The sequence below is a fragment of the Amycolatopsis bullii genome (assembly GCF_014654205.1).
GTDB lineage: Bacteria > Actinomycetota > Actinomycetes > Mycobacteriales > Pseudonocardiaceae > Amycolatopsis > Amycolatopsis plumensis.
On the sequence record NZ_BNAW01000090.1, the window covers coordinates 1 to 12481 of the forward strand.

Annotated in this window: 15 protein-coding genes and 1 pseudogene; 9 read left to right on the plus strand and 7 right to left on the minus strand. The window is 73.9% G+C overall.

All coding sequences use genetic code 11. The annotated features are described in order from the left end of the window. From IE317_RS43460 to IE317_RS43480, 5 genes are all read left to right on the plus strand, one after another. Nucleotides 1–787 (plus strand): MerR family transcriptional regulator (locus tag IE317_RS43460; protein ID WP_191317196.1); only part of this gene is annotated, 787 nt, incomplete at its 5' end. Between the two features lie 77 nt (nt 788–864). Next, the gene (locus IE317_RS43465) at nt 865–1767 is read left to right on the plus strand and encodes a hypothetical protein (RefSeq protein ID WP_229903241.1); all 903 of its coding nucleotides are present in this window, start codon (nt 865–867) and stop codon (nt 1765–1767) included. After that, nucleotides 1767–2195: a phage holin family protein gene (locus IE317_RS43470; RefSeq protein ID WP_191317197.1), complete on the plus strand. Its 429-nt coding sequence runs from the start codon at nt 1767–1769 to the stop codon at nt 2193–2195. Before IE317_RS43465 ends, IE317_RS43470 begins: the two co-directional genes overlap by 1 nt. After that, nucleotides 2192–2803 (plus strand): DUF3618 domain-containing protein, encoded by a 612-nt coding sequence (locus IE317_RS43475; RefSeq protein WP_191317198.1) that lies wholly within the window; start codon nt 2192–2194, stop codon nt 2801–2803. Before IE317_RS43470 ends, IE317_RS43475 begins: the two co-directional genes overlap by 4 nt. A 55-nt stretch (nt 2804–2858) precedes the next feature. Then, complete coding sequence (locus IE317_RS43480) at nt 2859–3665, plus strand: MBL fold metallo-hydrolase (protein ID WP_191317199.1); 807 nt, start codon at nt 2859–2861, stop codon at nt 3663–3665. Between the two features lie 7 nt (nt 3666–3672). Here the strand turns inward: IE317_RS43480 and IE317_RS43485 are convergent, their stop codons facing one another. The 4 genes from IE317_RS43485 to IE317_RS43500 all read right to left on the minus strand — a co-directional run bounded on the left by IE317_RS43485 (nt 3673) and on the right by IE317_RS43500 (nt 6932). Then, nucleotides 3673–3855 carry a hypothetical protein gene (locus tag IE317_RS43485; protein ID WP_191317200.1) on the minus strand — a complete coding sequence of 61 codons (183 nt, stop codon included), beginning with the start codon at nt 3853–3855 and terminating at the stop codon, nt 3673–3675. A gap of 240 nt (nt 3856–4095) precedes the next feature. After that, entirely contained in the window at nt 4096–4392 is a 297-nt protein-coding gene (locus IE317_RS43490; RefSeq protein ID WP_191317201.1) for a hypothetical protein, read from the minus strand. Between the two features lie 103 nt (nt 4393–4495). Continuing rightward, on the minus strand, nt 4496–6268 hold the full coding sequence (locus IE317_RS43495) for a GMC family oxidoreductase N-terminal domain-containing protein (protein WP_191317202.1): 1773 nt from the start codon (nt 6266–6268) through the stop codon (nt 4496–4498). Nucleotides 6269–6281: 13 nt separating this feature from the next. Continuing rightward, nucleotides 6282–6932, minus strand: coding sequence for a hypothetical protein (locus IE317_RS43500; protein WP_191317203.1), 651 nt, complete (start codon nt 6930–6932; stop codon nt 6282–6284). A 434-nt stretch (nt 6933–7366) separates the two neighbouring features. Here IE317_RS43500 and IE317_RS43505 point away from each other — a divergent pair, with 434 nt between their 5' ends. The 3 genes from IE317_RS43505 (at nt 7367) to IE317_RS43515 (ending at nt 9603) form a co-directional block, all read left to right on the plus strand. Beyond that, entirely contained in the window at nt 7367–8026 is a 660-nt protein-coding gene (locus IE317_RS43505) for a lytic polysaccharide monooxygenase auxiliary activity family 9 protein (RefSeq protein WP_191317204.1), read from the plus strand. A gap of 114 nt (nt 8027–8140) precedes the next feature. After that, complete coding sequence (locus IE317_RS43510) at nt 8141–8731, plus strand: HD domain-containing protein (protein ID WP_191317205.1); 591 nt, start codon at nt 8141–8143, stop codon at nt 8729–8731. Nucleotides 8732–8733: 2 nt separating this feature from the next. Next, nucleotides 8734–9603 carry an NADP-dependent oxidoreductase gene (locus IE317_RS43515; protein WP_191317206.1) on the plus strand — a complete coding sequence of 290 codons (870 nt, stop codon included), beginning with the start codon at nt 8734–8736 and terminating at the stop codon, nt 9601–9603. Here IE317_RS43515 and IE317_RS43520 read toward each other — a convergent pair. From IE317_RS43520 to IE317_RS43530, 3 genes are all read right to left on the minus strand, one after another. Next, nucleotides 9587–10363 carry a sugar phosphate isomerase/epimerase family protein gene (locus IE317_RS43520; protein WP_191317207.1) on the minus strand — a complete coding sequence of 259 codons (777 nt, stop codon included), beginning with the start codon at nt 10361–10363 and terminating at the stop codon, nt 9587–9589. The two genes, IE317_RS43515 and IE317_RS43520, sit on opposite strands and share 17 nt — an antisense overlap. A 404-nt stretch (nt 10364–10767) precedes the next feature. Then, complete coding sequence (locus IE317_RS43525) at nt 10768–11607, minus strand: hypothetical protein (protein ID WP_191317208.1); 840 nt, start codon at nt 11605–11607, stop codon at nt 10768–10770. 50 nt (nt 11608–11657) lie between these two features. Then, the gene (locus IE317_RS43530; protein ID WP_191317209.1) at nt 11658–12212 is read right to left on the minus strand and encodes a CGNR zinc finger domain-containing protein; all 555 of its coding nucleotides are present in this window, start codon (nt 12210–12212) and stop codon (nt 11658–11660) included. Between the two features lie 74 nt (nt 12213–12286). Between IE317_RS43530 and IE317_RS43535 the strand changes: the two are divergent. After that, a pseudogene (locus IE317_RS43535) lies at nt 12287–12481 on the plus strand (MFS transporter); the annotation flags it as partial.

A 12481-nucleotide genomic window follows, 5' to 3' on the forward strand; every position in this document is an offset into this window, starting at 1 on the left:
GGGGGCGGTCGCGCGGATGCTGGACCTGCCCGCGTCCACGCTGCGCGCGTGGCACCGGCGCTACGACCTCCCGCTGTCCACGCCGCAGACCGGCAGCCACCGCCGCTACGGGCAGGCGGACGTCGAGGCGCTGCTGCGGATGAAGCACCTGATCGAGCAGGGCCTCAGCACGGACGCCGCGGCCGCGCGGGCGTTCCGGGCGAGCGCGACCGACGTGGGCACGCTGCTGGCCGCCGTCCGCGACCTGAAGCTCGACACCGCGGCCGCGCTTCTCGACGCGCACCTGGCCGACCGCGGTGTCCTCGGCACCTGGGACGAGCTGTGCCGCCCGGCGCTGGACGCCCTCTGCGGCCCGGACGCCGACCACTGCATCGACCTCGTGCACGGGCTGACCTGGGCCGTCGCCGCCGCCCTGCACCGGATTGCCGCGCCCGCCGGCGCCGGGCCCGCCGTGCTGCTGGCCTGTGTGGACGGTGATCGGCACACCCTGCCCCTGGAGGCTCTGCGCGCGGCACTGGCCGAACACGGCCGCGAGGCGCTGCTCCTGGGCGCTTCGGTGCCGGAGAGCGCGCTGCGGCACGCGATCGACCGGGTCCGGCCCGCCGCGCTCGTGCTGTGGAGCAGCCGCCCGGCGACGCCCCCGGCCGGGCTCCCGGTGCCGCGGCTCGTCCTGGCCGGGCCCGGCTGGCCGCCGGAGATCACCCGCCCGGACAGCCTGCGCGACGCGGTGTCGCTGCTGCTCACCGGCGGCACCGGCATCCGGTTTATCACCCGGCCGCCCGGGTAGCCAGCCGCACTACCAGGCCGATGGTCGCCATCGGCATCCACGAGGGCGCGGAAGTGCCTCTCCCGCAGGAGGTCGAGATGACGCAGGGACCCGGCGGTCAGTCACCGCCGCAGCAGCAGCACGGCAGCGGATCGCCGTCGACGGCGGAAACCGCCAGGGACGAAGCCCGCGAGGTGGCGTCCACCGCCGCCGACCGGGGTGGCGAAGTCGCGCAAACGGCCGCCGACCAAGCGAAACACGTGGCCGCGCACGCCCAGCAGGAGGCGCGCGACCTGGTCCGCGAAGGCCGGGAACAGCTGCAGTCGCAGGCCAGGGACGGCCAGCGGAAGGCGGCCGAGAGCCTCCACCAGCTGGCCGGTCAGCTGGAGCGGATGGCCGAGCAGACCGATTCCCCCGGCCTCGCCGGCGACGTCGCGCGCCAGGTCTCCGACCGGACGCGGTCGGTCGCCGACTGGCTCGAGCACCGCGAGCCCGGTGACCTCCTGGACGAGGTGCGGCGCTTCGCCCGCCGTCGTCCCGGCACGTTCCTGGTCGGCGCGGCCGTCGCCGGTGCTCTCGTCGGGCGGCTCACCCGGGGCGTCGTCGCGCAGCACAAGGAGGAGAGCGCCCCGGACGGCCGCGCCTCGGCCCCGGCGGTGCCGCAGCAGGGTGGCGCCGGGTACCCGGGCGCCGAGCCGGGCCTCCCCCAGCCGGGCTACGCGGCCCCCGGTGGCTACCCCGCGCCGGCCGGCGGCCTGCCGCAGCCGAGCCACCCGGGTGCGGCTCCCGGTGGCTACAACGCACCCCAGCCGCCCGAAGGACTCCCGCAGCCGCACAACCCCGGCACGGTCCCCGGGGGCTACAACGCACCCCAACCGGCCGAAGGCCTCCCGCAACCGAACAACCCGGGTGCGGCACCCGGCGGCTACAACGCACCCCAGCCGCCCGAAGGACTCCCGCAGCCGAGCCCCCGCTTCTCCGCGCCCGGGCAGGTGCCGTGATGACGCAGGCACCCGGGCCCGCGCCCCGCGCCGGTGAACCCGTCGACGTCGCCGACGCTTCGGTCGGCGAGCTGATGTCCAACGTCATGAAGGACCTCTCCACCCTCGTCCGGCAGGAGGTGGAGCTGGCGAAGGCCGAAGTGAAGGCCGAGGCGGGCAAGGCCGCGAAGGGCGCGGGCATGCTCGGCGGGGCCGGGTTCGCCGGCTACATGGTCGTGCTGTTCCTCTCCATCGCCCTGTGGCAGGGCTTGGCCAACGTCATGGACGCGGGCTGGGCGGCGCTGATCGTCGCGGTCGTGTGGGCGATCGCCGGCGCCGTGCTCTACGCGACCGGGCGGCGCGAAGTCCGCCGCGTCAACCCGAAACCCGAACGCACCGTCGAGACCCTGCAGCAGGTCCCCGACGCACTGAAAGGCGAACGACCATGACCGAACCGGAGCGGATCCGCCGCGAAATCGAAGGCACCCAACGCAATCTCAGCACGGACGTGAACGCCCTCACCGAGAAGGTGACCCCGGGCCGGATCGTCGAACGCCGCATCGGCCGGATGCGCTCGGCGGTGGGCAACGCGCGCGACCGCGTCATGGGCACCGCGTCCGACCACGCGTCGACGGCGGGCGACAAGGTGGGTTCGGTCGCTTCGGCGGCCGGGGACAAGGTCAGTTCCGCCGCCGACGCCGTCAGCGAAGCCCCGCAGTCGATCCGGCGCGGCACGCAGGGCAACCCGCTGGCCGCCGGCCTGATCGCCTTCGGCGCCGGCTGGCTCGTGTCGTCGCTGCTGCCGGCGAGCGAGCCGGAGCGCCGGCTCGCCGGACAGGCCACCGACCTCGCCCGCGAGCACGTGGCCCCGGTGGCCCAGCACGCGGCCGAGGAGCTGAAGGAGAACCTGCGCGAACCCGTGCAGCAGGCGGCGGAGTCGGTGAAGTCCGAAGCCGCCGACGCGGCCTCGACGGTCAAGGACGAAGCGCAGTCGGCGACCGGTGACGTCACCGATCGGGCCCAGGAAGCCCGGGAGAACGTGCGGTCCCAGAGCTGAGCCTCCAGGGGGCGCGGCCCGCCGGCCGCGCCCCCCCGAGCCCGGAAGGACACCGATGCCCTCGTTCGATCCGCCCGCCGGCGACTCGCTGATGTTCGTCGGGACGGCGACCACGGTGCTCCGGCTGGGCCCGTTCACGCTGCTGACCGACCCGAACTTCCTGCACCGCGGCCAGTGGTCGTACTTCGGCCAGGGCCTGTTTTCCCGGCGGCGCACCGAACCCGCGCTGCAGCCGGCGGACCTGCCGCCGCTGACCGCGGTGATCCTGTCCCACCTGCACGGCGACCACTTCGACCGGATCGCCTCGCGGGAACTCCCCCGTGACACCCCGATCCTCACCACCGAGCACGCGGCCACCCGCCTGCTGCGGCGGGGTTTCCACGCGCCGCTGCCGCTCCCGACGTGGACGACGGAGACCTTCGCCGACGGCGACGCGCGGCTGACGGTGACGTCCGTGCCCGCGCGCCACGCGCCCGGCCCGATGCAGCGGCTGCTCCCGCCGGTGATGGGGAGCGTCCTGGAGTACCGGGCGACGCCGGAGGCCGGGCCGCTGCGGATCTACGTCAGCGGCGACACCGTGCTGCACGACGAACTCCGCACGATCCGCGACCACTTCCCCGAGCTCGACCTCGCGGTCGTGCACCTGGGCGGCACCCGCGCGTTCGGCGTGCTCGTCACCCTCGACCACCGCGGCGGGGTCGACCTGCTGAACCTGCTGGAGCCCCGGCGGGCGATCCCGGTGCACTTCGACGACTACGGCCTGTTCCACTCGCCGGTGTCGAACTTCCTGGAGGAGGTCGGGCGGCGCCGTCCGCCGACGCGGGTGCAGTTGCTGCAGCGGGGCGAATTCCTGTCGTTGTGAGGCCCGCTCACGGCCACGGTTCGCCGTCGCCGAGGACGGGCGCTTCGCGGTGCTGATCGGCGAAGTCCGCGGGATCGGTGTCGGCCGGGACGCCGCTGACGTCCTCGGTGTCTTCGGGGTCTTCGCGACCGGGCCGGGCCGGTACCCGCTGGTCGGCCAGGTCGTTCGGCGGGGTGAACTCGTCGGGCACCGTGGTCCCTCCCTTCGCTCGTCCCGCCCGGTCCCGGTGCCGGCGGGCGGCACCGGGACCTGCGGAGGAACACGCGTGTCGAAACCGTTGTCCGTACCCTGCGAACTCGACGGCTCCCGGCACGCCGGCGTCGCTGCCGCGGGATGCGCCTGGAGGCGCGGTGGCCGGGCCTGAAGAGGCGCTACCGGCCGCTGTCGGGGCAGGCGGCGCACGCCGGCGCCGTGGGAAGTCCGGGTGCCGTCACGGCATCACTCCCCTCTCGTCGGTGTTCGTTCGCTTCACCGTCCTCGGGCGCGGAGGGGCTCGCTCCCGCCGCGGGCACTTGGCGGCGAGCAGGCGGGCGCCCGGGCGTCGCCGCGGCACACCGACCGCTGCGGGCGGCCGCGGCCTCCCGCGGCGGCGGGCGGCGGGCACCGGCGGTGGCGGCGGGCCGAAGTTGGCGGCCACGATGGCGTCGAACTCCGCCCGGACCCAGGCGGAGTCGGCCAGCACCAGCTCGGCGAACCCGTCGGCCGCGCGGGTGATCCTGTCCGGCATCGTCGTTCACTCCCCGGATCGTCTCGCGATGTCACCAGGTCATGTCCTGCTCTCCCTTATTTCTATAGCACCGCCCCGAGATCGCTTCAAGTCCTCAAAGGACCTAAAGCCCGCGGGCCAGAACCGCTTGCGTGACACGGTCGTCGACGGACGAGGTCGGCACCTGGGTGCCCACCCACGGGTCGCCGCCGAAGTGGCTGCGGAAGATGTTCTCGGCCGTGCGGGTCGCCAGTGCCTGGGTGGTCAGCGTCGGGTTCGCGCCGCCGACCGCGTTGGGCAGGGCCGAGTTGTCGGCGATGTACAGCCGGTCGACCCAGCGGGCTTCGGCCGTGCCGTCCAGCACCGAGTCCGCCGGGTCGAGGCCCATCCGCATGCTGGACTGCACGTGGAGCAGCAGCGGCGCCCAGTCCAGCCGGTGCACCCGCCGCGCCCCCGCGAGCCGCATCAGCTCGGCCGAGCGCGCGGCGAGGTACTCGCGGTTGCGGCGGGTCCGCGCGGTGCGGGCGCGGTGGCGGACCTCCACGCGCGGCACCGGGCCGTGCGGGTCCGGCGGGATGACCGGCGAACGGGTCACCCGGTTCTCGGGCTGGACGTCGTCGTCGGTGACCACCAGCGCCGTGAGCAGCTTGTTGACGTCGCCCAGCGCCGCCTTGAGGTCGTTGCCCACCAGCCGTCCGAGCGTGTCGGCGCCCTGGGGGCCGACGCCCGCGCCGTTGTCGTAGTGGCCGGACATCCCGGCGTCGCTGTAGGCGAAGGCGAAGGCCTGCAACGCCGGCGGCAGGCAAACGTTCTCGACACCGCCGTAGCCGGGGAAGTCCATCCGGCAGTTGGAGCCCGCCCCTTTGGCTTCGCCGGTGTATTCGTCGAAGACGCCCACGACCCAGTCGAGGTGGTGCTCGGTCAGCCCGCGCCCCACCCAGTCGTTCGGGTTCGGCAGGCCGCTGTTGAGCCACAGGCGCGGGTTTTCCACACAGCCGCCCGCGAGCACGACCACGCGGGCCTCCACCGTGTGCAGGGCGCCGTCGGGCGTGCGGAAGACGACCCCGCGGGCCACCGTCCGGGAGCCGGACTGCTCGGTCAGCACCCGCACGACGTAGGCGTCGGTGACCAGTTCCGCCGCCCGCCCGCCCGGCGACCACGCGTCGGCCGTCAGCATCATCGGCACGTAGGAGTTGTCGGTCGAGCGCTTGGCCTTGAGGTTGCGCGGCGCGCGGCGCGGTTCGAGGCAGCCCTGGAAGCAGTGCCCGCAGAAGGTGCAGCCCTGCGCTTCCGGGAAGAGCAGGCGGGCCGGGTCGTCGGTGCGGCCCGCCGTGCCGTGCGGCTGCAGGATCGCGTTCTCCTGCGCGCGGTAGGACGGGCCCCGCAGGTCCTTCCACGTCTGGTGGACCAGGCCCATGCGCTCGGCGCCGCGGAAGAAGACGGCTTCCTTGGTGCCCATCGGCGCGGTGCGCACCGGCAGCGTCTCCTCGCACCACTCGTAGTACGGCCGGAGTTCGGCGTAGGGGAAGGGGAAGACGTGCGCGGTGTCGTACTCGGCCCGGTCGGCGCCCTCGTAGCCGGCGAACACGCCCGGGGCCGGGCGCGGGTTGTTGCCGAAGTAGTGCAGCGTCGTCCCGCCGACGCCGGCGATCTGCCAGACGAACGAGTTCTGCGGGAAGTCCCGCAGCCACGGCGCTTCCGCGCGCCGCGACGGCCCGACCCGGAACCGTCCGGTGATCGGGTCGTTCGTGTCGTCCTCCAGCCGCGTCCACTCCTGTTCTGGGCGCAGGTGCCGGGCCCCGGCTTCGAGCACGAGCACGTCCAGCCCGCGCGCAGCGAGTTCCTTGGCCACGACGGGGCCTCCGCCGCCGGCCCCGACGACCACGATGTCGCGCATGTCCGGCGCCTCCCTAGTCCGTCACCCGGTCGATTCCGCGGTAATAACCCCGGAATTCGTTCCACCCGTCGCCGACCCCCTGGTACGCGCTGATCCGCCAGCCCACCGGAATCGCGGTCAGCCGATTTGCCGCGCGGTCGAACACGCCCGCTTCGGAATAGGAGACGAATGCGGCGAGCGTGGGCAGCGTGTCGAGGATGAACCGCACCGGCGTGCCGTCGGCCAACCCGGGTTCCTCGAGCCGGCGGAACACCTCCACCTTGCCCGCGAAGGACAGGTTGGCGAACGACGCCGCGAACGGGCCGAGCGCGGCCGCCGGGTCCACCTCGATCGCCACGAGGTTGAGGATGGCCGCGACCGCGGCCGCACCCGGCAGGTCGAGATCGAAGGGCCGCCCGACGATCGGGTAGGGAATCGCCTGGTCGTAGACGTATCGGAGGGCCGGACCGGCACCGGCCGCCACGCCGCCGTCCGTGCTCGACGTCCGGCCCTGCCGGACCGAGAACGCGTCCCGGCCCGGCACGAGGAAGGCCGCGAGCCCGTTCAGGGCGTCGTCGACCGGGGGCAGCGGGAGGTCCGCGGCCCGGGCGGGATCCCAGGCCAGCAGGAGCGGGATCACCGCGGCGGCGCCGAGCACCGCCCGCCGTGTGATCGGCGGATTCATGATCACCACCACGTTTCACTTCGGGTCGGGGAAATCCTCGGAAGCGTTCGTGGTGCACGACTTTAGGCGCGATTACCGCGTTCTCCGGCCGGCACCGGCGGATCACCCGATCGGCCTTGCCGCGTTGTGGCCGGCGACGGGATCCGCGGCACTTCGCCCGTCCCCCGGTGACAATTTTTCCGGATACACCCGCGTGGAGCAGCCGCCGGGTTCCGCGGGCACCCGGCGTTCCGCGGCCCGGGCCCGATCGGGCGGCCCCGGGTGCCCGCCTTCCGCCGTTCAGTGACCGTTCAGTTCGGCTGCGTGCGGGAAAGCGCTGTCTCGCCACGGTTTCGGGAGATCGGGCGGTGGCCGGGCGGGGGCGCGGCCACGTATGGTCGTCCGGCACGAGCTTGGGAGCGCTCCCGAATCCGGCCCCGACGAAGGAGGACAGCGTGGTTCCCCGACGCACAACCTTGCTCTCCCTGGTGGTCACGGCCGTGGCCGCCGTGCTGCTGGGCGGCGTGCTCACCGGCGTCGCCGACGCGCACGGGTCCGCCACCGACCCGCCGTCGCGCAACTACGGCTGCTGGAACCGCTGGGGCAGCGACTTCCAGAACCCTGCGATGGCGACGAAGGACCCGATGTGCTGGCAGGCCTGGCAGGCCGACCCGAACGCGATGTGGAACTGGAACGGGCTCTACCGCGAGGGCGTCAAGGGCAACCACCAGGGCGTGATCCCCGACGGGACGCTGTGCAGCGGCGGCCGCACGCAGGCACCCCGGTACAACGCCCTCGACACGGTCGGCGCGTGGCAGATGGCGAACAAGGACAACCGGTTCACCCTCACCATCACCGACCAGGCCCGCCACGGCGCCGACTACCTGCTGGTGTACATCACGAAACAGGGCTTCGACCCCGCGACCCAGCCGCTCGGCTGGGGCAACCTCGAACTGGTCGCCCAGACGGGCAAGCTCGCCCCCGCCGGGCAGTACCAGGTCGCGGTGAACGCGGGTACCCGGACCGGGCGGCACGTCGTCTACACGATCTGGCAGGCGAGCCACCTCGACCAGTCGTACTACTTCTGCAGTGACGTGAACTTCTCCGGACGCTGAGTTCGTCCGGCCGAGCCGGGCCGCGGGTCCTCCGCGGCCCGGCTCTGTTCTGCCGACAGCCGGAGTAAGTTACGTTACATGACATGCTCGTAATGCAAGGCGTAAGCTGAGCGCATGGAACCCTTCCTGCCCGGCAGCCCCGTGTGCGGGCTCGCCATCGAGGTCGGGACGGCCTACTCATCGCCGTCCCTGCTCAACCATTCGATGCGGGTATACGCCTGGGCGGTCGCGCTCGCCGAGGTGCACCACGTCGAGTTCGACGCCGAGCTGCTGTTCGTCGCGGCGATGCTCCACGACGTCGGGCTCGCGGCGGAGTTCGACAGCCACACCCAGCCGTTCGAGGTGGCCGGCGGGAACGTGGCCTGGGTGTTCGCCGCCGGTGCCGGCTGGGCGCCCGAGCGGCGCGCGCGGCTGGCGGAGGTGATCGTCCGGCACATGCAGGCGGAGCTCGACCCGGCCGAGGACCCCGAGGGTTTCCTGCTGTCACGGGCGGCGGCGGCCGACATCGCCGGGCGCGACGTCGCCGACCTGCCCGAGGACCTGCGCGCGCAAGTGCTCGAGCAGTACCCCCGGCTGGACCTGGTGACGGAGTTCCTCCGCTGCTTCGGCGACCAGGCGGCCCGCAAGCCGGAAAGCTCCGCCGCGGCTGCGATGCGCAACGACCTCGCCGCCCGCATGGCCCGCAACCCGCTCGAAGGGAACTGATCGTGCAAGCCGTCACCGTCGCCGACCGGGACACCGCGCCGGCCCTCACCGAACTGCCCTACCCCCACGCCGCCGAGAACGACGTCATCGTGCGGGTGCACGCGGCCGGGTTCACCCCCGGCGAACTGACCTGGCCGGCCACCTGGACCGACCGCGCGGGCCGGGACCGGACGCCGAGCGTCCCGGGCCACGAGCTGTCGGGCGTCGTCGCGGAACTCGGCTACGGGACCACCGGGCTGACCGTCGGCCAGCGGGTCTTCGGCATGGCCGACTGGGCCCGCAACGGCTCCCTGGCCGAGTACACGGCCGTGGAAGCGCGCAACCTCGCGCCGCTGCCGGCCGACGTCGAGCACGTCACGGCCGCGGCCCTGCCGATCTCCGGGCTGACGGCGTGGCAGGCGCTGTTCGACCACGGCCGGCTCACCGCGGGCCGGACCGTGCTCGTCCACGGGGCGGCCGGCAGCGTCGGCTCGCTCGCGGTGCAGCTGGCGCGGGAGGCGGGCGCGCGCGTGCTCGGCACCGGCCGGCCCGCCGACCGGGACACCGTGCTCGCCCTCGGGGCGGAGGCCTGCTTCGACCCGCTGTCGCCGGACATCGGCGAGGTGGACCTCGTGCTCGACGTCCTCGGCGGCGAGGTCCTCGACCGGTCGGCGGCGCTGGTGCGCGACGGCGGCACGCTCGTCACGATCGCCGAGCCGCCGCGCGGGCCGGGGATCTTCTTCGTCGTGGAGCCGGACCGGGCGCGCCTCGCGGACTTGGCCCAGCGGGTCCGCGACGGCCGTCTCCGCCCGCGGATCGACACGGTACGCCCGCTGGCGGAAGCGCCGGCGGCGTTCGGCACACGGGGCCGGACGATCATCCGGACGGCGTGACGTACCGGTCGAACCACGCCGCGGCGGCACGGAGCGGGACGTCGACGGGCGCGAGGCCGGGGTACCAGGCCTTCTCCCATTCGAGTGACACCCAGCCGGACCACGAACGCAGCAGCGCCCCGCAGTCGTCGAGCGGCACGGCGCCCTCCCCCGGCGGCACGGGGGTGGGGGTTTCGCGGCTCCGCACGTCCTTGACCTGGAAATAGCCGAGGTACGGGCCCAGTACTTCCGTGGTGACGGCCGGGTTTTCGCCCGCGCGCCACGGGTGGACGGCGTCCCACAGGACGGCGGCCAGGTCCGGTTCGCCGAACCCGTCGACCAGGCTCCGGGCAGCGGCCCCGGTGGGGTGCGAGTCGTGGGTCTCGACGAGCAGCCGCACCCCGGCGTCCCGGAGCTCGTCGAGGACGGCGGCGATCCGGGGGCGGGCGTCCCCGTCGCCGCCGGGGAAGACGCGGATCTGCGCCGCGCCGATGCGCTGGGCGAGCGCGATCAGGGCCTTGAGCTCGTCGACGACGGGCCGGTCGGCCCCGGGAGCGGCGACTTTCGCGTACCCGGCGAGACAGGAGATGGCGAGGTTTTCGCTGTCCAGCAGCGATCGGACGGCGTCGGTGGCGGGGCCGGAGAGTCCCAAGTGGACTTCTTCGTCGGGGTGCACGCGCAGTTCGAGACCGGTGCAGCCGTGGGCGCGGGCGGTGCGGGCGGCCTCGCGGACGGGGATGCCGGGCATGCCCAGCGTGCTCACCGCAAACCGCCACCCCACGACGCCCTCCCCCGCTCGGTTGCCGCGATTGTAAGCGCTTTCAGCCGGGTGAGCAGCCTGCCGGACATCGTGTCGCCCCGCCAATCACGCGAGATGCCCCTCCAGTCACGCAAGATGCCCCTCCAATCACGCGAGATGCCCCTCCAATCACGCGAGATCCGCCTCCCATCACGCGAGATCCGCCCGCAGCCACACGATCAGCCCCCAATCACGGGAGATGGCGGGACCAACGGACCACAGGCGCGCCGGGAGGATCGAATCGGGCCTGCAGGTTGCGGGATGCGTTGCTCCGGACCGGGCCGTCGTTCGCCCCTCTGTCGCAGCGACCTTTGCCCCTTGGCTGCTGCGGGCATGACGGTGCCCGCGCCCGTGATCACCTCGGGCGCGGGCACCGTCAGCCCCGCTTAGTGGGCCTTGTTCTGGCCGCGGCCCGCGGGCGCACGGCCGTTCGCGCCGTCGGCGGCCTTGGCCGCCTGCTGCGCGGGCTTCTCCGCCGAAGCCGGAGCCGGAGCCGGCTTGGCCGTCGGCTGCGCGGCCGAGGACGGAGACTGCGCCGAAGCCGGGGCCGGGTTCGGCTTGGCGGCCGGGGCCGGGGCCGGGGCCGGCGTCGGCTTGGGTGCCGCCGAAGCCGGCTTGTCCGTCGCCGGCTTGTCCGTTGTCGCCTTGTCGGTCGTCGCCGGCTTGTCCGTCGCACCCGCCGAGGCGCTCTTCTCCGCCTCCGCCAGCGGGTTCGGCCGCCGGATCTGGACGACCGCCACGATCGCGGCCGCCACCGCACCCAGCGCCACCAGCCACGGCCAGCGCGAACGCTTCGTGCGCTCCCCGCGGGCCACGCTCTTGGCCTCCTGGAGCGCCACCGCGAGGTCACGCTTCGCCGTGGCCACGGCCTTCCGGCGCTTCCGGCCGGACTCGCCCGCCGAGCTCACCACCGTCGCCACCGCCTGGGCCGCCTTGCGGCCCGGGTCGCGCAGCTTCGTCGCCCGGGCCAGGACCTCGTCGCGGGCCGCGCCGGAGTGCGTCAGCACGTCACGGCGGGACGACCGCGTGCTCTTGTCGAGGTCCTTGGTCGCCGCCCGGCCGACCTTCGTGAGTTCGTCCTTGCCTTCGGCCAGCTTCCGATCGGTGATTTCGACCGCCCGCGCGGCCGCGGCCGCCCCCACCCGCGCGGCCTCCGCGGCGAGATCCCGTACGCCGGCCGCCGCCGTCTTCACCGATCGCCCGACCGGGGCGTCGCCCTGGCTCATGTGATCACCTCTCACTCGTCGCAGCAGGCATCACCCTGCTCAGCTCACGCCTAGGGGCTACCCAGTCGAGGCGCATCCGGAACGTCGGCCACCCGACGGCGCTGCCGGTACCCCGCGGACTTGACCTTGGTGCCGCACGCGGTCATGTCGCACCAGCGGCGCCGGCCGGCGTGCGAAGCGTCCAGGAACAGGCGGCTGCAGTCCGGGTGCGCGCACTCGCGGATCCGGGCGGCGTGCGGGCCGGCGAGCAGGTCGACGGCGTCGCGGGCGAGCGTCGAGAGAGCTTGGCCGAGGTCGCCGCGGTACTCGACCGCCGTGCCCGTCCAGTAGGGCACCAGCGGCGGCGGCTCGGCGAAGGCGTTCAGCGCCGGACGATCGCCGTCGCGCCCGGCCCGGCTGCACAACCGGTGGACGGTTTCCCGGAGCGAAACGGTCCGGCGGAGCCCGGCGTCGTCGACGGCGATGCCGGCGCCGAACCCCGCCTCCGCCAGCCAGCGCGTGACGTCGGCGGGCGCGGTCAGCAGCTCGCGGGGCTGCTCGCGGTGGCGCACCTGCAGCGTGGTCGTCAGGTCCAGGCAGGGGCGGCCGCTGAGGAAGGTGAACACGTCACCATATTGACCGGTGACGCGGTCACCTGCCAAGGTGGCGTCACCAGACAGTGGGGTGACGAGGGGGGCGGATGTCCGGATTGCTGCGGTACCTGACGGCCGCGGTGCTGGTCCGCGGCGCCGACAGCGGCGCCTCGGTCGGGCTCCTGCTGCTCGCCGCGGACCGGCACCAGCCCGCGGCCACCGGCGGGCTGCTGGTCGCCGCGCTCACCGCCCCGCACCTGGCCGGCCCGTGGCTGGCCGTCCGCCTCGACCGCGCCCGCGAC